This is a genomic window from Streptomyces sp. NBC_00775 (genome assembly GCF_036347135.1).
Classification (GTDB): domain Bacteria; phylum Actinomycetota; class Actinomycetes; order Streptomycetales; family Streptomycetaceae; genus Streptomyces; species Streptomyces lutosisoli.
The window spans coordinates 6,715,303-6,733,657 of sequence record NZ_CP108938.1 but is presented as its reverse complement, the minus strand read 5'-3'; the positions used below and the strand labels follow the sequence as shown (position 1 = coordinate 6,733,657).

General features: G+C 68.2%; 20 protein-coding genes, 1 tRNA gene and 1 riboswitch. Of the genes, 11 read left to right on the top strand and 10 right to left on the bottom strand.

All coding sequences use genetic code 11. The features are described 5' to 3' along the window. Window positions 1-14 precede the first annotated feature (14 nt). Entirely contained in the window at window positions 15-815 is an 801-nt protein-coding gene (locus OIC96_RS29980; protein WP_330304871.1) for an ABC transporter permease, read from the bottom strand. A gap of 202 nt (window positions 816-1,017) precedes the next feature. On the opposite strand from OIC96_RS29980, the gene OIC96_RS29975 reads away from it, so the two are divergent. After that, entirely contained in the window at window positions 1,018-3,468 is a 2,451-nt protein-coding gene (locus tag OIC96_RS29975) for a transglycosylase domain-containing protein (protein WP_330304872.1), read from the top strand. Window positions 3,469-3,517: 49 nt separating this feature from the next. On the opposite strand, the gene sugE is transcribed toward OIC96_RS29975, so the two are convergent. The 3 genes from sugE to OIC96_RS29960 form a co-directional block, all read right to left on the bottom strand. After that, window positions 3,518-3,838, bottom strand: a complete 321-nt coding sequence (gene sugE / locus OIC96_RS29970) for a quaternary ammonium compound efflux SMR transporter SugE (protein WP_266828021.1) — start codon at window positions 3,836-3,838, stop codon at window positions 3,518-3,520. Between the two features lie 32 nt (window positions 3,839-3,870). Further along, window positions 3,871-3,933: riboswitch (guanidine-III (ykkC-III) riboswitch) on the bottom strand. A gap of 91 nt (window positions 3,934-4,024) precedes the next feature. Beyond that, window positions 4,025-4,327: a GroES family chaperonin gene (locus OIC96_RS29965; protein WP_103554526.1), complete on the bottom strand. Its 303-nt coding sequence runs from the start codon at window positions 4,325-4,327 to the stop codon at window positions 4,025-4,027. A gap of 97 nt (window positions 4,328-4,424) precedes the next feature. Beyond that, complete coding sequence (locus OIC96_RS29960) at window positions 4,425-4,763, bottom strand: DUF3618 domain-containing protein (protein WP_330304873.1); 339 nt, start codon at window positions 4,761-4,763, stop codon at window positions 4,425-4,427. A 132-nt stretch (window positions 4,764-4,895) separates the two neighbouring features. Here OIC96_RS29960 and bcp point away from each other — a divergent pair, with 132 nt between their 5' ends. Continuing rightward, a complete protein-coding gene (gene bcp, locus OIC96_RS29955) occupies window positions 4,896-5,363 on the top strand; it encodes a thioredoxin-dependent thiol peroxidase (protein ID WP_327429034.1) in 468 nt (155 codons plus the stop codon). A 19-nt stretch (window positions 5,364-5,382) separates the two neighbouring features. On the opposite strand, the gene OIC96_RS29950 is transcribed toward bcp, so the two are convergent. Beyond that, the gene (locus OIC96_RS29950) at window positions 5,383-5,868 is read right to left on the bottom strand and encodes a GNAT family N-acetyltransferase (protein WP_330304874.1); all 486 of its coding nucleotides are present in this window, start codon (window positions 5,866-5,868) and stop codon (window positions 5,383-5,385) included. 180 nt (window positions 5,869-6,048) lie between these two features. Here OIC96_RS29950 and OIC96_RS29945 point away from each other — a divergent pair, with 180 nt between their 5' ends. From OIC96_RS29945 to OIC96_RS29935, 3 genes are all read left to right on the top strand, one after another. After that, complete coding sequence (locus OIC96_RS29945; RefSeq protein WP_330304875.1) at window positions 6,049-6,702, top strand: HNH endonuclease signature motif containing protein; 654 nt, start codon at window positions 6,049-6,051, stop codon at window positions 6,700-6,702. Further along, entirely contained in the window at window positions 6,699-7,361 is a 663-nt protein-coding gene (locus OIC96_RS29940) for an HNH endonuclease (protein WP_330304876.1), read from the top strand. The genes OIC96_RS29945 and OIC96_RS29940 overlap by 4 nt, the downstream gene beginning before the upstream one ends. Window positions 7,362-7,396: 35 nt before the next feature. Beyond that, window positions 7,397-7,481: transfer RNA gene (locus OIC96_RS29935), tRNA-Leu, on the top strand. A 44-nt stretch (window positions 7,482-7,525) separates the two neighbouring features. Here the strand turns inward: OIC96_RS29935 and rdgB are convergent. The 4 genes from rdgB to OIC96_RS29915 form a co-directional block, all read right to left on the bottom strand. Further along, window positions 7,526-8,128, bottom strand: a complete 603-nt coding sequence (gene rdgB / locus OIC96_RS29930; protein ID WP_330304877.1) for an RdgB/HAM1 family non-canonical purine NTP pyrophosphatase — start codon at window positions 8,126-8,128, stop codon at window positions 7,526-7,528. A 46-nt stretch (window positions 8,129-8,174) separates the two neighbouring features. Then, window positions 8,175-8,573 carry a hypothetical protein gene (locus OIC96_RS29925; RefSeq protein WP_330310123.1) on the bottom strand — a complete coding sequence of 133 codons (399 nt, stop codon included), beginning with the start codon at window positions 8,571-8,573 and terminating at the stop codon, window positions 8,175-8,177. A gap of 142 nt (window positions 8,574-8,715) precedes the next feature. Beyond that, the gene (gene rph, locus OIC96_RS29920) at window positions 8,716-9,450 is read right to left on the bottom strand and encodes a ribonuclease PH (protein WP_330304878.1); all 735 of its coding nucleotides are present in this window, start codon (window positions 9,448-9,450) and stop codon (window positions 8,716-8,718) included. Window positions 9,451-9,544: 94 nt separating this feature from the next. After that, window positions 9,545-9,778, bottom strand: a complete 234-nt coding sequence (locus tag OIC96_RS29915; RefSeq protein ID WP_327429038.1) for a PTS glucose/sucrose transporter subunit IIB — start codon at window positions 9,776-9,778, stop codon at window positions 9,545-9,547. A 173-nt stretch (window positions 9,779-9,951) separates the two neighbouring features. On the opposite strand from OIC96_RS29915, the gene OIC96_RS29910 reads away from it, so the two are divergent. The 5 genes from OIC96_RS29910 to OIC96_RS29890 all read left to right on the top strand — a co-directional run bounded on the left by OIC96_RS29910 (window position 9,952) and on the right by OIC96_RS29890 (window position 16,801). Next, window positions 9,952-11,241 carry a PTS transporter subunit EIIC gene (locus tag OIC96_RS29910; protein ID WP_330304879.1) on the top strand — a complete coding sequence of 430 codons (1,290 nt, stop codon included), beginning with the start codon at window positions 9,952-9,954 and terminating at the stop codon, window positions 11,239-11,241. A gap of 268 nt (window positions 11,242-11,509) precedes the next feature. Then, window positions 11,510-12,778, top strand: a complete 1,269-nt coding sequence (locus OIC96_RS29905; protein ID WP_330304880.1) for a PTS transporter subunit EIIC — start codon at window positions 11,510-11,512, stop codon at window positions 12,776-12,778. 312 nt (window positions 12,779-13,090) lie between these two features. Further along, entirely contained in the window at window positions 13,091-13,258 is a 168-nt protein-coding gene (locus OIC96_RS29900) for a hypothetical protein (protein ID WP_330304881.1), read from the top strand. Window positions 13,259-13,323: 65 nt separating this feature from the next. Then, complete coding sequence (locus OIC96_RS29895) at window positions 13,324-15,411, top strand: peptidase domain-containing ABC transporter (protein ID WP_330304882.1); 2,088 nt, start codon at window positions 13,324-13,326, stop codon at window positions 15,409-15,411. Between the two features lie 88 nt (window positions 15,412-15,499). Further along, window positions 15,500-16,801 carry a glycosyltransferase gene (locus OIC96_RS29890; RefSeq protein WP_330304883.1) on the top strand — a complete coding sequence of 434 codons (1,302 nt, stop codon included), beginning with the start codon at window positions 15,500-15,502 and terminating at the stop codon, window positions 16,799-16,801. A 66-nt stretch (window positions 16,802-16,867) separates the two neighbouring features. On the opposite strand, the gene OIC96_RS29885 is transcribed toward OIC96_RS29890, so the two are convergent. Then, the gene (locus OIC96_RS29885) at window positions 16,868-17,620 is read right to left on the bottom strand and encodes an MBL fold metallo-hydrolase (RefSeq protein ID WP_330304884.1); all 753 of its coding nucleotides are present in this window, start codon (window positions 17,618-17,620) and stop codon (window positions 16,868-16,870) included. 260 nt (window positions 17,621-17,880) lie between these two features. On the opposite strand from OIC96_RS29885, the gene OIC96_RS29880 reads away from it, so the two are divergent. Continuing rightward, window positions 17,881-18,339: a type II toxin-antitoxin system PemK/MazF family toxin gene (locus tag OIC96_RS29880; RefSeq protein WP_330304885.1), complete on the top strand. Its 459-nt coding sequence runs from the start codon at window positions 17,881-17,883 to the stop codon at window positions 18,337-18,339. Window positions 18,340-18,355 lie beyond the last annotated feature (16 nt).

The window sequence follows — 18,355 nt, the reverse complement described above, 5'->3', positions numbered from 1 at the left end:
TCTCCTTCACCAGGCTAGCCACCCTGTACGACCACCCTCCGCGTCGCCGCCGACTGCAACAGCCGCCCGAGCGCGAGCAGCCCGAGCGCCCAGGCCGCCTGGAAGGCGTACGTGGGCAGGGGATCCGCCGTGCCGAGCAGGACGTCCACCGGCGCCTGGACCAGGGACGACCAGGGCAGCGCCCGTACGACCTCGCCCAGCGCGCCCGGGAACACGTTCAGCGGCAGCATCATCCCCGAACAGAAGATCCCGGCGATCAGGGCCAGTTGCGTCATGCCCGCCCCGTCCAGAAGCCAGAACGCCGACAGCGCCACCAGATAGCGGATCGAGAAGCTGACGAGCACCCCGAGAACGACCGCGACGATGAACGCGATCCAGGTCAGCGGGTCGGCGGGCAGCGCCAGGTCGAAGAAGACCGCGCCGAACGCCAGCGGAACCACCCCTCGTCCCAGCAGATGGAACAGCGCCCGTCCCGCGTCCTGGGCCAGCGACCACAGCTGTAGATCGGCGGGCCGGTACAGGTCGATCGCGATGTCACCCGTACGGATTCTCTCGATCAGCTCCTCCTCGAAGCCGCCGCCCATCACCGCCATCACCGCCAGCAGCGCCTGCCCGAGCCACACATAGGTGAGCGCCTGCGCCTGGTCGTAGCCGCCGAGGTGCGGCTTGGCGTCCCACAGCGCGATGAAGGTGTACGCCAGGATCAGCCCGAAGACGGTGTTGGTGAACACCCCCGCCGCCGTCGCCGACCGATAGGTGGCGTACCGCCGGAACCCGCGTCTCGCGACGGCCGCGTACAACCGCCCTGCACCCACAACACCTTCCCCCTCCGCCGCGTTGAGCCAAAGCGCAAGAGCCTAGTCCGCCGACGTCCTCGCCTGCCAGGCATTTTCCGGGCGCGACGCGTGCCGGGCTCAGGGAACGGAACGCTTGGTGCGACAGTCTTCAAGAGGGGGCGCACAAGGCGTACGAGGGCGTACGGGAACGTATGCACGCGAAACAGGAGTCCGGCGACACATGAGCGACAAGCCGCAGCCGCAGCAGAACAGCCAGGGCTGGGCACCGAGGAACCCGGAACCGGGACCAGGTTCGGAACCGGGACCGGGACCGCAGGGAGCACCGGGCCGGCCCGGCGAACCCGGCAAGAAGCAGAAGCGGCAGCGCACCGGCTGGCGTCGGCTCATCCCGACCTGGCGGATCGTGCTCGGCACGTTCCTCGTCGTGATACTGCTCCTGATCGGCCTCTTCGCGCTCGGCTACTACCTGGTCAAGATCCCGCCGGCGAACGCCGCCGCGACCAAGCAGAGCAACGTCTACCTGTACGCCGACGGCAGCCAGCTCGCCCGCGACGGCGAGGTCAACCGCGAGAACGTGACGCTCGCGCAGATCTCCAAGGCCGCCCAGCACGCGACCCTCGCGGCCGAGGACCGGGACTTCTACTCCGAGTCGGCCATCGACCCGAAGGCGATGCTCCGCGCCGGCTGGAACACGGCCACCGGCAAGGGCAAGCAGTCCGGCTCGACGATCACCCAGCAGTACGTGAAGAACTACTACCTGGGCCAGGAACAGACCGCCACGCGGAAGATCAAAGAGTTCTTCATCTCCATCAAGCTCGACCGCGAGAAGAGCAAGGACGCCATCCTCGAGGGCTACCTCAACACCAGCTACTACGGCCGCAACGCGTACGGCATCCAGGCCGCCGCCCAGGCCTACTACGGCGTCGACGCCAACGACCTGACGGTCGCCCAGGGCGCCTACCTCGCGGCACTCCTCAACGCGCCCAGCGAGTACGACGTGATCGCGCACCCCGAGAACAAGTCCGCGGCCGTCGCCCGCTGGAACTACGTCCTCGACGGCATGGTCAAGAAGAAGTGGCTGAGCCAGTCGGACCGGAACAACGTCAAGTTCCAGATGCCGAAGCAGGCCAAGGGCTCCGCGGGCATGTCCGGCCAGCGCGGCTACCTGGTGCAGGCCGTCAAGGACTATCTGACGTCGAACAAGATCATCGACGAGGACACCCTCGCGACCGGCGGCTACCGCATCACCACCACGCTGGAGAAGCCCAAGCAGGACGCCTTCGTGAAGGCCGTCAACGACCAGGTGATGGACAAGCTCGACAAGAAGAACCGCAAGGTCGACAACTACGTCCGCGCGGGCGGCGTCGCCATCGACCCGTCCAACGGCAAGGTCGTCGCGATGTACGGCGGCATCGACTACACCAAGCAGTACGTCAACAACGCGACCCGCCGCGACTACCAAGTCGGCTCCACCTTCAAGCCGTTCGTCTTCACCTCGGCCGCGCAGAACTTCTCGCAGACCCAGGACGGCCGGATGATCACCCCGAACACCATCTACGACGGCACCAACAAGCGCCCCGTACAAGGCTGGAACGGCGGCTACTACGCGCCCGAGAACGAGGACGGCGTCTCGTACGGCAACATCACCGTGCGCACCGCCACCGACAAGTCCGTCAACTCGGTGTACGCGCAGATGGCCGTCGACGTCGGCCCCGACAAGGTCAAGCAGACGGCCATGGACCTCGGCATCCCCTCCAACACCCCCGACCTGACCGCCACCCCCTCCATCGCGCTCGGCCCCGCCACCGCCAGCGTCCTCGACATGGCGTCGGCGTACGCCACGCTCGCCCACCACGGCGAGCACGGCACGTACACCCTCGTCGAGAAGATCTCGAACCAAGGCGCGCCGGATGTGCAGCTGCCCGCCCAGAACAGCAAGAAGGCGGTGAGCCGCGAGGCCGCCGACACGACCACGTCCATGCTGCAGAGCGTCGTCGAGGGCGGCACCGGCACCGCCGCACTGGCCGCCGACCGCCCCGCCGCGGGCAAGACCGGCACCGCCGAGGAGGACCAGGCCGCCTGGTTCGCGGGCTACACCCCCGACCTCGCCACCGTCGTCTCCGTCATGGGCCAGGACCCCGAGACGGGCGCCCACAAGTCCCTGTACGGCGCCCTCGGCCAGCCCCGTATCAACGGCGGCGGCTACCCGGCGCAGATCTGGGCCCAGTTCACCAAGGCCGCCCTCAAGGGCACCACCGCGACGGAGTTCGACCTCCAGCTCCAGCCGGGCGCCGAGCAGACGACACCTCCCCCGGTCGAACCGCCCACCATCCCGACCACCCCGACCACCGGCGGCGCCACCACGCCCAGCCAGGACATCCAGGGCCAGGACCAGGGGCAGACGCAGGGCCAGAACCAAGGTCAGACCCAGGGGCAGAACCAAGGCCAGACGCAGGGCCAGAACCAGGGCCAGAGCCAAGGGCAGAACCAAGGCCAGGCAACCGGCGGCACGACCACGGACGGCACCACCACAGACGGGGGCACCACCACCGGCACCACGACAGACGGTGGCACCGACACGGGCGGCACGACGGACGGCACCACCAGCGACGGAACGACGACGGGGACGACCGCGGGGCCGCTGAGCGGGTTCACCTCACGAAAACACTGAGGTCGGTGAGAACACGAAAACACTGAGGTCAGTGGGAAAGGGACCGACGTCAGTGACCGGAGGTGACCTTCAGCCCCACCACGGCCACCAGCAGCAGACACACGAAGAAGATCCGCGCGGCGGTAGCAGGCTCACCCAGCACGACCATGCCGAGGACCGCCGCGCCGGCCGCGCCGATCCCGACCCACACGCCGTAGGCGGTGCCGATGGGCAGCGACTTGGCGGCGTACGACAGCAGGACCATGCTCGCGACGATGCCCGCGCCCGTGAGCACGCTCGGGACCAGTCGCGTGAAGCCGTCCGTGTACTTCATCCCGATCGACCAGCCGACTTCGAGCAGACCGGCGACGAGCAGCAGAACCCAGGCCATGAGAGGCACCTCCGAGAGACGGGCTTGACGGTGGTGCGTCGTCTTTGCGTACGTCCCGGTACGGCGCGTCTCGTCGGGGTCCTTCCAAGGTAGCAAAGAATGGCAAAAGGGGCTGGTGACCATGGTCACCAGCCCCTTAGACCGCCGTACGCCCACAAACAGAAGGCGCCTTACGGCGGCAGCGTCCTACAAGTACAGGCCCGTCGAGTCCTCGGACCCCTCGAACCGGTCCGCGGCCACGGCGTGCAGATCCCGCTCGCGCATCAGCACGTACGCGATCCCGCGCACCTCGACCTCGGCACGGTCCTCCGGGTCGTACAGGACGCGGTCGCCCGGCTCCACCGTCCGGACGTTCTGCCCGACCGCGACGACATCGGCCCAGGCGAGGCGCCGGCCGACGGCCGCCGTCGCCGGGATCAGGATGCCGCCGCCGGAACGCCGCTCGCCCTCGGCGGCGTCCTGCCGCACCAGCACACGGTCGTGCAGCATGCGGATGGGCAACTTGTCGTGCTGGGTGCTGTGCTTATCGCGATTGGCGCTCACGCCCCGAACCTACCTGCCCCGGTCGCTTTCGTACGCCTGCGGGTCAGCCCTTGCGTCGCCGCGAGCCCACGACGAACAGGCCGACGATCCCCACCACGGCCAACGCCACCGACACAATGCGTTCGAGCCGCGGCGCGCCCTCCTCGGTGACGAACTGGCCCTTCACATCGCCGACGACCCTGTTGACGCCGACGTAGGCGCGGCCGAGCGTGTGGTCGATGTTCGAGGCGACCTTGGCCTTGGCATCGCCGACGATCGTCTTCGGGTGCACCCGCACGCCGATCTCGTCGAGAGTCTCGGCGAGGGTTTCGCGGCGGCGCTTGATCTCCGCCTCGATCTGCGCCGGAGTCCTGGTATCCGGCGTGCTCGACGTATCCGACACCCGCTGCCTCCGTGGTCGTGTTCTGACTCTGTGCCCTCGACAGTCTGTCAGCTCGGACCGCGCCGCACCCCCCGGCACCCCCCATTACGCTCGTTCCGTATCCATCCCATCCCCCGGCCACGTGAGGTACCGATGAGCGAGCGACTCCAGCCCGGCGACACCGCCCCCGCCTTCACCCTGCCCGACGCCGACGGCAACGAGGTCTCCCTCGCCGACCACAAGGGCCGCAAGGTCATCGTCTACTTCTACCCGGCCGCCCTGACCCCCGGCTGCACGAAGCAGGCCTGCGACTTCACGGACAACCTCGACGTCCTCGCCACCGCCGGCTACGACGTCATCGGCGTCTCCCCCGACAAGCCCGAGAAGCTCGCCAAGTTCCGCGAGAAGGAGAACCTGAAGGTCACGCTCGTCGGCGACCCCGACAAGACGGTCCTGCAGGCGTACGGCGCCTTCGGCGAGAAGATGAACTACGGCAAGACGTACGTCGGCGTCATCCGCTCCACGGTGATCGTGGACGAGGAGGGCAAGGTCGAGCGGGCGCTGTACAACGTGAAGGCGACGGGGCACGTGGCGAAGATCATCAAGGATCTGGGCATCTAAGACATTCAGCCCAGCCGGGTTAGAACGAGATCCACACATCGGGAGCCAGGTCCGGTCGCCCCGGCACCGGCCTGCGCTCCTCCGTCCAGCCGTCACCGGCGATCTCGGCGGCGACATGACGCCAGAACCGCACAGCGGCCGGATTGTTGTCCTGAAAGGCGACCTCCCAGGTACCGGGGTGCCGCCCGACGACGTCCCGGACAGCGCGCAGTCCGATCCCGGCCCGCCGCGCCCCGCGCACGACGAAGAAACTGCCGAGCACACGGACCGGACCGCTCAGACCGCGAACAAAGGCGAACCCGACGGGATGCTCCCCGCTGATCACCAGGTAGGGCACCCGGTCGCCGTCACTGAACACGGCCTCCAACCGCTCACTACGAAACGTCCCGTCCGGCCGGGGCAACAGCCCCCGGAACTCGGACATGTCGTGCTGGAACATCAGCCAGAGCCGCTCCAGCACGGGACGGTCGACGGCATCCGCGCGGCGCACGGTGATGTCGGGCATGGTCCTCCTCCAGGGTTTCCGGGCATGAAAAAAGCCTCCCGAGCGGACGTCGTGTCCGGGCCGGGAGGCCTGACTGCTGATCAGCAGAATACCAACTCCCGGATACCGGACGTGACCATCAGATAAGCGGTTCGTTACTCCGTACGAGCCACGAATGTGTGGCCGGAACGGAGGGGAACGATGGGGGTCAGTCCGTACACCAGGGAGCGCCTGGAGGAGGCGGCCAGTTCGTCGCTGACGTTGTCGGAGGCGTTGAGGAGACTGGGGGTGGATCCGAAGAGTTCGACGCGGCGATACGTGCACGAGCGCATGAAGAAGCTGGGGGTCGACATCTCACACTTCGAGCGCGAAGGCGTGCGGTGGACGAGAGAGGTTCTTGAGGCGGCGGTTACGGCCTCGACGAACATGTGCGAGGTGCTCCGTCGACTCGGACTTGAGGTGGTCGGCGGCCACCACACGCACATCAGCCGCCGGATCAAGGCGTACGGCATCGACACCTCGCACTTCCAGGCACCGTCCCGGCGAGGCGAGACCAGACGCCCGCGGACCCCGGAGGCCTTGCTCGCCGTACAGACGGCCACTCCCGCCCGGCGCATCCCGAGCGACCGCCTCAAATGGGCATTGACAGCCCTGGAAGTGCCTGAGCGTTGCGCGCGCTGCGGTACGGAACCGGTCTGGCGTGGAAACCCACTGCCCCTGGAGGTCGACCACATCGACGGCAACTGGCGGGACAACCGCATCGAGAACCTGCGGTTCCTCTGCCCCAACTGCCACTCAACGACGGACAGTTACCGAGGTCGCGCCAAGGGACGCGCCAGGGGCGGCGCCTCATGAGCAGCGGTGTGCAGTACACCCGCGAGCGGATGATGCAAGCCGCCAAACAGTGTTCCGACATCGACGAGGTCATCACCTTCTTCGGCACCCGGGCATACGGCTACCTCCGCCGCTACCTCACGAGGCGCTTCGCTCACTTCGGGATCGACATCTCGCACTTCCGCCACTGCGGCAGCCACACCAAGGAGACCCGGCCCACGTCCGGCGAACTGCGGGTGGCGGTGACAGCGTCATTCTCCATTGCCGAGGTGCTTCGCCACCTCGGCCGCCCGGACAACGGCAGCCAGCGCGCGATGTTGCGCCAGTGGATCACCGAAGAATGCCTCACAACCACGCACTTCCTGGGTCAGGCGCATCAGCGGGGAAGGCCGGGTACGACGCCCGTCAAGCGGCCGGAGGACATTCTGATCCAACACAGCGGGATGCACCGGACGAAGACTGCGCAGTTGCGCCGAGCACTCCGCGAAATCGGCATACCCGAGCAATGTGCCGAGTGCGGCACTGGACCCGTGTGGCTCGGAAAACCCATGACGTTGGAGGTCGACCACATCAACGGAGACTGGAGCGACGATCGGCGCGAGAACCTGCGATTGCTGTGCCCCAACTGCCACGCGACCACCGACACCTGGTGCCGAGGAGGTCGCCGACGCTCCGCCTAGGCAATCGCCACTTGACCGGTACCATGGCGGCGTACGCGGCCGTGGCGAAATAGGCAGTACGCGCGGGCCTTAGGAGCCCGTGGGCGAAAGCCCGTGTGGGTTCGAATCCCACCGGCCGCACACACGCAGAGGGGCCGTCCGGTGAGGCGGCCCCTCTCCATATCTCAGCCCAACAACTCCCGCACCACCGGCACCAACGCCCTGAACGCCTTCCCCCGGTGACTGATCGCGTTCTTCTCCTCGGCGGACAGCTCCGCGCAGGTCCGCGTCTCCCCCTCCGGCTGCAGGATCGGGTCGTACCCGAACCCGTTCGTGCCGACGGGAGTGTGGCGCAGTACGCCCCTCAGCTGGCCCTCGACCACCCGTTCCGTGCCGTCCGGCAGGGCCAGGGCGGCGGCGCATGCGAAGTGGGCGCCCCGGTGTGTGTCGTCGATGTCGGAGAGCTGGGCCAGGAGCAGTTCCAGGTTCGCGCGGTCGTCCCCGTGGCGTCCCGCCCAGCGGGCGGAGAAGATGCCGGGGGCGCCGCTCAGGACGTCGACGCAGAGGCCGGAGTCGTCGGCGACGGCCGGGAGGCCCGTGGCCTGAGCCAGGGCGTGGGCCTTCAACAAGGCGTTCTCGGCGAAGGTGACGCCGGTTTCCTTGACGTCGGGGATGTCGGGGTAGGCGTCCGCGCCGACGAGGTCGTGGGTGAGACCTGCGTCGGCGAGGATCGCCTTCAGCTCGGTGATCTTTCCGGCGTTGCGGGTGGCGAGGATCAGGCGGGTCATGGTCCTCAGTATCCCAAGCCGGTATCCCCGAGCCGCCGGGCGGCTCCTACGGCGTGCAGACCTTCGTCAGCTCTCCCGCCGCGTCCGTCACCGGGCTGATGTCGGGGGTGCTGTCGCCGTTCTTGACGGCCGTACGGACGTTTCCGACGGCCTTGTTGAGGTCGTCGACCGCCGTGTTGACGTCGGCGTTGTCGGTCTTGTCGCCGATCTTGTCGAGGTTCTTCTCTATCGCGTTGAGGGACTCGTCGGTCTGCGTCGGGTCGTTCGCCGCGTTCTCGACGGCCTGCTGGAGGTCGGTGACGCTGTCGGCGATCGAGTCGGCGGTCTGGACGCAGTCGAGCGCCTTGTTGACCGCGTCGCAGCCGACGGCCGCCGGCAGGGCGACGAGTGCGGTGACGACGGCGATTGCGGCGGTACGGCGACGATGGCGGTGGCGCGCGGCCATGGAACGGTCCCTCCCCGTGGACATGGTGTGGCCGACCCGTGGCACGGGCGGCTCGACCCGTGGTGCGGTCGGCTCGGCCCGTGACGTGGTCGGCGGGCGCACGGCTGGACCGTACGCCCGTACCCCTATAGAACGCGAAGGGTTAACCGGCGGTTGCCTCAAGGGCCGCGCGCTGGATGGCCGCGAGTTCGTCGCAGCCGGTGACGGCGAGGTCGAGGAGTGCGTTGAGCTCCTTGCGGTCGAAGGGCTCCGCCTCCGCCGTGCCCTGGACCTCGACGAAGCGGCCGTCGCCGGTGCAGACGACGTTCATGTCGGTGTCGGCCTTCACGTCCTCCTCGTAGCAGAGGTCCAGGAGCGGGACTCCGCCGACGATTCCTACGGAGACGGCGCTCACCGTGCCGGTCAGCGGCTGCCGGCCCGCCTTCACCAGCTTCTTGCCCTGGGCCCAGGTGACGGCGTCGGCGAGCGCGACGTACGCGCCGGTGATCGCGGCCGTGCGCGTACCGCCGTCGGCCTGGAGGACGTCGCAGTCGAGGACGATGGTGTTCTCGCCGAGCGCCTTGTAGTCGATGACGGCGCGCAGCGAGCGGCCAATGAGGCGGCTGATCTCGTGCGTGCGGCCGCCGATCTTGCCGCGGACCGACTCACGGTCTCCGCGGGTGTTGGTGGCGCGGGGAAGCATGGAGTACTCGGCGGTGACCCAGCCCTCGCCGCTGCCCTTGCGCCAGCGCGGGACGCCTTCGGTGACGGAGGCGGTGCAGAAGACCTTGGTGTCGCCGAAGGAGACGAGGACGGAGCCCTCGGCGTGCTTGCTCCAGCCACGCTGGATGGTGATGGGGCGCAGCTGTTCGGGGGTGCGGCCGTCGATTCGAGACATGGCGATGAGCCTAGCCGTATACGGGTGAAGGGCTGCCGCCGGTTACGGAAGCAGCCCCTCAGGGGTGAGGCAGGGCTCTGCGGAGCCCTGGCGCTCACATCATGTCTTCGATCTCGCCCGCGATCGGGTCCGCGTCGGTGCCGATGACGACCTGGATCGCGGTGCCCATCTTGACGACGCCGTGGGCGCCGGCGGCCTTCAGGGCGGCCTCGTCGACCTTGCTGGCGTCGTGGACCTCGGTGCGGAGGCGGGTGATGCAGCCCTCGACCTCTTCGATGTTGTCGATGCCGCCGAGCCCGGCGACGATCTTCTCAGCCTTGGTGGCCATGTCCTACTCCCTGATCCGAACCGCTTTGTCGCAGTAACCCACAGTTGGCCCATCTTTGCGAGCGGTCATGTCGTACGTGCCGAATGATGGCGATCACGACAGGACGACCGGTCGCCAACTGGTCTACACCAGTTGGCGGGCCGTCGCCAAACCGGCCCGCCCGGAGGACGCCCATGAGTGCCGACAGCGCCGCCGCGCCCGCGAGGGTCCGCTGGAACAACCTGTTCCAGGGCCTGCAGAAGATGGGGCGCAGCCTTCAGCTCCCCATCGCGGTGCTGCCGGCGGCGGGCATCCTCAACCGGCTCGGCCAGCCGGATGTGTTCGGGCCGGACGGGCTCGGCTGGGACAGCCTCTCCAAGGTGATGAAGGGGGCCGGCGGCGCCCTGCTGGACGGCGAGCTCGGGCTGCCGCTGCTGTTCTGCGTGGGTGTGTCCATCGGCATGGCGAAGAAGGCGGACGGGTCGACGGCGCTCGCGGCGGTCGCGGGGTTCCTCGTCTACCTCGGCGTGCTGCACCAGTTCCCGGAGAAGTGCGCGCAGCAGGCGAAGGTCATCCAGAACATCGGCTGCCAGGCGCCCGACCAGTCCGTGGTGGGGTTCACGTACCAGAACCCGGGTGTCTTCGGCGGCATCATCATGGGGCTGCTGACCGCGTACTTCTGGCAGCGCTTCCACCGTACGAAGCTGGTGGACTGGCTCGGCTTCTTCAATGGGCGCCGGCTGGTGCCGATCATCATGTCGTTCGTGGCCATCGTGTTCGCCGTGCTGTGTCTGTGGGTCTGGCCGCCGATCGGTGACGGTCTGGAGACCTTCAGCGACTGGCTGGTGAGTCTGGGCTCGTGGGGTGCGGGTGTCTTCGGGGTGGCCAACCGGGCGTTGCTGGTGATCGGCCTGCACCAGTTCCTGAACGTGCCCATCTGGTTCCAGTTCGGCAGCTTCACCAAGCCGGACGGTCAGGTCGTGCACGGTGACATCAACATGTTCCTGGCGGGTGACCCGAACGCGGGGCAGTTCACCTCCGGGTTCTTCCCCATCATGATGTTCGCGCTGCCGGCCGCCGCGCTGGCGATGGCGCACTGTGCGAAGCCCCATCGCCGCAAGGAGGTGGGCGGCATGATGCTCTCCGTCGCACTGACCTCGTTCGTCACGGGCATCACCGAACCGATCGAGTACTCCTTCCTGTTCATCGCGCCGGTGCTGTACGTGATCCACGCGGTCCTCACCGGCGTTTCCATGGCGGTGACTTGGGGGCTCGGTGTGCATGACGGCTTCAGTTTCTCGGCGGGTCTGATCGACTACGTCATCAACTGGAACCTGGCGACCAAGCCCTGGGCGATCATCCCGATCGGGTTGTGCTTCGCGGTCGTGTACTACGTGATCTTCCGCTTCGCGATCACCAAGTTCGACCTCAAGACTCCGGGGCGGGAGCCGGAGGACGAGGTGGAGGACATCACCAAGGCGTAAGCCCTGCGGCTCCCGTCTTCACGAAGGGCCCTCGGACCATCCGGTCCGGGGGCCCTTCGTCACGACTGCAACCACTTCCGTCCTCTTCTTCCGGCTATGGCCGAGCCCACAGAATTCGCGGGTTCCTTATCCCACCTTCACCGTGCTACAACAGGTCTACACCACTGAGTGGTGTAGACCACGCCGTCCCCCAAACCCCCCTGTCCCCCTGGGGGCGGCGCCTTGCCCTCCCCCAGCCTCCGGCCGGGGGGATCCCCTGGAGGAAGTTGTGTCCACGGCCAGCGCCGCTCCCGCGGCCGACAGCAAGAAGAAGGGCGCCGGCGCCATGGCTGTGCTGCAGCGCATCGGCCGCAGCCTGATGCTGCCGGTCGCCGTGCTGCCCGCCGCCGCGCTCCTGGTGCGCCTCGGCAACACCGACATGCTCGGTCGCCCGTCCTTCCCCACGTTCCTCACCAAGATCGCGGGCTTCATGGCCGCCGGCGGCAACGCGATCCTCGACAATATGGCGCTGCTGTTCGCCGTGGGCATCGCGATCGGCTTCGCGAAGAAGTCGGACGGCTCGACCGCCCTCGCGGGCGTGGTCGGCTACCTGGTCTTCAAGAACGTGCTCGCCACCTTCACCGACAAGAACCTGCCGAAGGTGGCCACGGCCGTCGACGGCAAGGTCGTCATGGTGGACGCGCCGGTGGACGCCAAGGTCCTGGGCGGCGTGGTGATGGGCATCGTGGTCGCGCTGATCTACCAGCGCTTCTACCGCACCAAGCTGCCCGACTGGGCGGGCTTCTTCGGCGGCCGCCGGCTCGTCCCGATCCTCTCCGCCTTCGCGGGCCTGCTGATCGGCATCGTCTTCGGCTACATCTGGCCGGTCCTCGGTGCGGGTCTGCACAACTTCGGTGAGTGGCTGGTCGGTTCGGGCGCCGTCGGCGCGGGCATCTTCGGTGTCGCCAACCGTGCGCTGATCCCGATCGGCATGCACCACCTGCTGAACTCCTTCCCCTGGCTCCAGGCGGGCGAGTACCACGGCAAGAGCGGCGACATCTCCCGCTTCCTGGCCGGCGACCCGACGGCCGGACAGTTCATGACCGGCTTCTTCCCGATCATGATGTTCGCGCTCCCGGCCGCCTGCCTCGCGATCGTGCACTGCGCCCACCCCGAGCGCCGCAAGGTCGTCGGCGGCATGATGTTCTCGCTCGCGCTGACCTCGTTCGTCACGGGCGTCACCGAGCCGATCGAGTTCACCTTCATGTTCATCGCGCCGGTGCTGTACGCGATCCACGCGCTGCTCACCGGTGTCTCCATGGCGCTGACCTGGGCGCTCGGCATGAAGGACGGCTTCGGCTTCTCGGCCGGCGCGGTCGACTTCGGCCTGAACTTCGGCATCGCGACCAACCCGTTGGGCCTGATCCTGGTGGGCCTGTGCTTCGCGGCGGTCTACTACGTCGTCTTCCGCTTCGCGATCACCAAGTGGAACCTGCCGACGCCGGGCCGCGAGTCCGACGAGGAACTGGCGGAGCTGCTGAAGGCCGAGGCGAAGTAGGCCGCAGGGAAAGACACTTCACCACTCGACTCACCGCTCGACTCACCACTCGACGCGACGAGACATTCCCCGGACCGTATGACGGTCCGGGGAATTCGGCGTACCTGAGACGAAAGAACTCGCGCCGCCCGAAGCGCAGTCCAAAACCTCTCCCGGGGTTCCAGAATTTTCGAGGTCTTGACGGTGAGGATGATCACCCACCGGTTGACCTTGATCACCCCTCTCCCCACCTCATACGGTCTAGACCACAGCCGGAAACGGCCACGACCAACACAGTGGGGAAATTCGATGAGCCTTCAGACTCTTCGTGACATGCAGTTCACCGCTCTCACCGACGAGGAGGCGGCTGCCGCCTCCGGTGAGGGCAAGCCGAGCCGCGCGCAGTGCGAGTGGATTTTCGCCCAGATCGGCAATCCGCTTTCCTGCAGCTACGGGGACTACTACAAGCTCTGGAAGTCGCTGGGCTGCGACAAGCTGTAGTAGGTATCGGCGCCCGCCCCTCCCGGGGCGGGCGCTTTCTTTCGCTCGGTCGGGGGAGACCTTCGTTGAAGTGGCAGAGATTCCACACCCATCAGTCGGGGGACACCGACTGCGGTCCCGCATCCGTCCGCACGGTGCTGCTGCGGCACGGGGCTCGGGTCGACGCGGCGATCCTGCGTGAGTCCGTCGGACTGGGCGAACGCGGCTCGAACCTCCTCCGGCTCCGCGACGTCCTGGCCGGCTACGGCGTCGACAGCGCGCTTCTGCGACTGGACGCCGACCAGTTGGGGCAGGCCCTGCGCGTGGCGGGGCCGGCGATCGTCCTGCTGGACGAAGACGGGGGCTCTCGGCACTTCGTCGTCGTGCACGAGGTCACCGAAGGCGGTGACTTCGTCGTCAGCGACCCCTTGCTGCACCGTCCGATGCGCATCGCCGCCGAGACGCTGGCCGCGGTGTTCCACGGCGAGGCCCTGGTCACCGACCGGCCGGCCGCGCGACGGACGCCGGCCGCACGCATCCGTCGGCCGCGTGCGCAGCAGTTCCTCCGGCAGACGGTGCGTGAGCACTGGGGACATCTGGCCCTGATCCTCACGACGACCGCGATCGTCGCCGGGGTGGCCCTGCTGAACAGCCTGTTCGTGCAGATGGCGGTGGACCGCGTCATGCGGGACGGCTCCGGACGCGAACTCGCTCTCATGTCCGGCGAGTTCATCGCCGTGGCGCTGTCGGCCGCAGCGGTCCAGTATCTGCGGGGCCGCGCCGTCGTCGCGCTGAGCCAGTCGCTGCAACGACGACTGTCGGAAAGCTATCTGCACAAACTCCTCCGGCTTCCCGCCCCGTATTTCAAGAGCCGACGGGCCGGCGATCTGGTGAGCCGGCTCGACGATGTGCAGGAAATCCAGGGACTGGTCACCGCGGCCGCGGTCCGAGCGGCCATCGACATCGGTGTCGTCCTGTCCATCGGGATCTATCTTCTCGCGGCGAGCCCGATCCTTTTCCTGGTCCTCCTGCCTCCCGCAGCGATCAACCTGCTCAGCTCGTTCCTCCTTTATCCGCACATCCGGAATGCCGCGGAGGAAGCACTTCAGCGCGACGCCACCCTGAAGTCGGAGACCCTCACCATTCTGCAGGGGCACAGCGAACTGATCGGTTACGGAAAACGTGAATTCGCCTTCGACCGGATGGCGCGGGCACTGCGGCGCAGGGTCGCATCGGAGACACGCTTGGGGCGCCTGGAGAATCTCAACTCCGTTATCAAGGCGGGCAACCAGGGCGTTTTCACGATCGTGGTCGCCTGGGCGGGGCTGACACAAATGCTCTCCGGCTCACTCACCGTCGGTCAGGTCTTCGGCTTTCTGACCATGTCCGGCTACTTTCTCGGCTCCATGGACTCCGTCGCCTCCCTCCAGGTCACCGTCCAGCGCACCTCGGCCGCCCTCGGCCGCTATCGGGACGTGGTCCTCCAGCGGGACGACGCCCGTCAGGAACTGCCGGAGTCGGAAGCGCAGACACCGCTCGAACCGGCCGACCTCTCCGTCAGATCGCTGCGTTTCTCCTACGAGGGCTCCGGGCGCGACGCGCTCGCGGACTGCGACCTCGATGTCCCCCACGGCACGAGCGTGCTGCTGCGGGGCGCGAACGGATCGGGGAAGAGCACCCTGCTCGCCCTCCTGGCCGGGACGCACTCCGGCTATCGCGGGAACATCACCCTGGGCGGCGCCGAAGTCAGCCGGATCCGCGAGTCCGAGCTGCGCCGCCGCGTCCTCTACGTACCGGAGAACCCGGTACTGCTGACCGCGTCCCTGCGCGAGAACCTGACACTCGGCGTCCCCCACGACGAGGCCGACATCATCGAGGCCTGCCGCGTCGCCTGTTTCCTGGAAGTCCTCGAAACCCTCCCCGAAGGGCTCGACGAACCCGTACGGGACACGGGTGCGGGCCTGTCGCGGGGGCAGATCCAACGGCTCTCGATAGCCCGCGCCGTGCTGCACGCCCCGCAGGTCTATCTCTTCGACGAGTCGTTCAGCGGCATCGACCGCGAGACCTTCACCCGCGTCTGGGGTCACCTCCGAACCGTGAAGGGGACCAAGATCGTGGTCTCGCACGGCCATGTCCAGGACGTCACGTTCGACCTGAGCCACTCCATCGACTGAGCACGCACCAACTGAGCACGCATCGCCCGAGTACGAACCGATCCGAGCACGCACCGACCGAACTCGACCAGAAAGACCTCGCCACACGATGAAGTTCGCGGAACTGCTGGATCTCGCCCGCACACCCGACGGCCTCCCCCCGTCCCGGCTCGCGTCCGATCTGGCCCTGGTCACCACCGTGTCGATGGACCTGGCGGCGGCGCGGCTCCCTTCGCCGGACCCGGTCGAACTGGCGGCGCGCTATGAACGCCACCGCCCCGCACCGGTCACCGCCGCGGTCCTCACCCGTGACGAGGAGGACGGCATCGCGCGCTGCCTCACGGCACTCGCCCAGGACATCGACCACTGCCTGCTGATCGACTCCGGGTCCACCGACGCCACGGTGGAGCGGGCCCGCGCGGCCCTCGGTGACGTGCGGGTGCTGTCCGCGCCGTGGGTCGACGACTTCTCCCACCACCGGAATCTCGCCCTTCAGCACATCACGGAGGGCTGGATCGTCTACGTGGACGCGGACGAGGTCCTCCGGCCGGAGCACGCGGGCAGATTCAGGCGTGCCCTCGGCCTCCTCGACTTCCTCCTGCCGGCCGCCGACTTCGTCGTGTCCCCCGCCATCGTCGACGTCGAGGGGCCGACGTACACCAACACCCAACGCGTCCTTCGGGCCGGTGGCCCCTTCCGCTTCCGGGGGCGGGTTCACGAACATCCCTACGACGACGCGGGCAACGCCCCGGCCCGCGTCCAGATCGACGCCCGCCTCGACCATTCGGGATACCTGCCGGAGGTGATCGAGAAGCGCGGAAAGCGGGATCTGTACGGCAGGTTGAGCCGGCTGTGCCGCGACGAGGAGCCGGACAACCCGAAGTGGGTCTACTACGAGGTGCGCGACACCGTGGACTACCGGACGGCGTCCGGGGAGGAGCTGATGACTTCCTTCGCCCGGGTGGAGGCGACCGTCGCCGAGCCGGTGGCCGGGGCACCCGACTACCGGGCGGAGCGCATCGTCGACGCGTGGATCCTGCTGTGCGAGCTGGCCCTCCGCTTCGGCGGGGCGGACCACATCGTGCGGTACGCCGCCCGGCTCGCCGAGGCCGGACGGACGGTGGAAGCCACGTACTACCGCACCGTCATGGAGTCCAGCCGGCTCCTCGGCCGTCTCTCCGCACTCGTCGACGCGGTCGCCGCGGTCGAGCCGGACGAGGAGCCGGGCAACAGCCATCTCATGGCCAGGCTGTTCGAACTCCAGTCGACGCTCGCCCTCGCCAGCGGCAGATACGAGACGGTCGCACCCGCCTACCGCAAGGCCGTCGCCCGCGGTGCCGGGGAGAGCGTGACCGAGGACTTCGAGATGCTGGCGCGTGTACTGCCCGGCGTACGGGACAGCGCCCGATAGGGGCCCCGGCGGCGCGAAGGCCCCCGGAACCGATGGGTTCCGGGGGCCTTGTCCTGCGTACGGGCTCTAGATCTCGTACGACAGCCGGGGCATCGCCAGTTCCGCCGGACCCGCGTACACCGCACGCGCGTCCTCCAGGTTGATCTGGGGGTCCGTCCACGGCGGGATGTGGGTGAGCAGGAGGCGGCGGGCGCCGGCGCGGGTGGCGGTCTCGCCTGCCTCGCGGCCGTTGAGGTGGAGGTCGGGGATGTTCTCCTTGCCATGGGTGAACGCCGCCTCGCACAGGAACAGGTCCGTGTCGCGGGCGAGTTCGTCCAGGGCCTCGGTCACGCCCGTGTCCCCGGAGTACGTGAGGGACCTGCCCTCGTGCTCCACTCGGATGCCGTACGCCTCCACGGGGTGGCGCACCCGCTCCGTGTGCACGGTGAACGGGCCGATGTCGAACGTGCCCGGCTTGACGGTGTGAAAGTCGAAGACCTCGCTCATCGAGGAGGCGGACGGCGTGTCGGCGTACGCGGTGGTCAGGCGCTGTTCGGTGCCCTCGGGGCCGTAGACCGGGATGGGGGCGCAGCGGCCGCCGTCATGGCGGTAGTAGCGCGCGACGAAGTACGCGCACATGTCGATGCAGTGGTCGGCGTGCAGATGGCTGAGGAAGATCGCGTCGAGGTCGTAGAGACCGCAGTGGCGCTGCAGCTCGCCAAGGGCACCGTTGCCCATGTCGAGAAGCAGCCGGAAGCCGTCGGCCTCTACGAGGTAGCTCGAACAGGCCGATTCCGCGGACGGGAACGACCCCGAGCAGCCGACGACGGTGAGCTTCATATGAGCTGGAACCTCCGCGCTGGCAGGAAGTGCAGAGAGTAGATGCGGGGTGCAGATACTCGGATGCAGATACGGGAACGGGGGTCGTGCGGTCCGTCGAGCGTAAGGCGCAAAAGGGCCGGTCGCTCCTCCGCCAGGGGCCGTTGTGGGCGAACTCACCTGTGCTGTCACCGGTTCGGATGGACATGAGGTGGGCCGGACCCGCGCGGGTCCTTCGGGGCGGGGGGCGAGCGGGGATACGCGCCGGTACCTTCTTCGGTATGGACACGTCCTGGTGGCTCGCGCTCGCGGCGGTGGTGCTGCTCGCGCTGGTCGCGACGCTGGTGGACGGCTGGGGGCGCCGTGGGCGCCGGCCGGCTGGGCGTACGCGTCCGCCGGGGCGGGCGGGTGGGCGTCGGCGGGGGGCGCCGCGGCCTCGCCCCGCGGAGATCTGGTGGGCGAACGTGCCCTACGAGGACGGGCCCGGGGGTAAGGACCGGCCGTGTCTGGTGCTCGCGGTGCGGGGGGATCGGGTGACCGTCGCGAAGATCACCAGCAAGTACCACGATGAGCGGGCCGGGGTGATTCCGCTGCCGCCGGGTGCCGTGGGGGATGCCCACGGGCGGGCCAGCTTCCTTGAGACGGACGAACTGCGGGTGATGCCCGTGTGGGACTTCCGGCGGAGGGTGGGCGTGGTGGACCCGGTGCTGTGGGACCAGGTCCGCTACCTGGCGGGCTGAGCCCCCAGACCCCCGC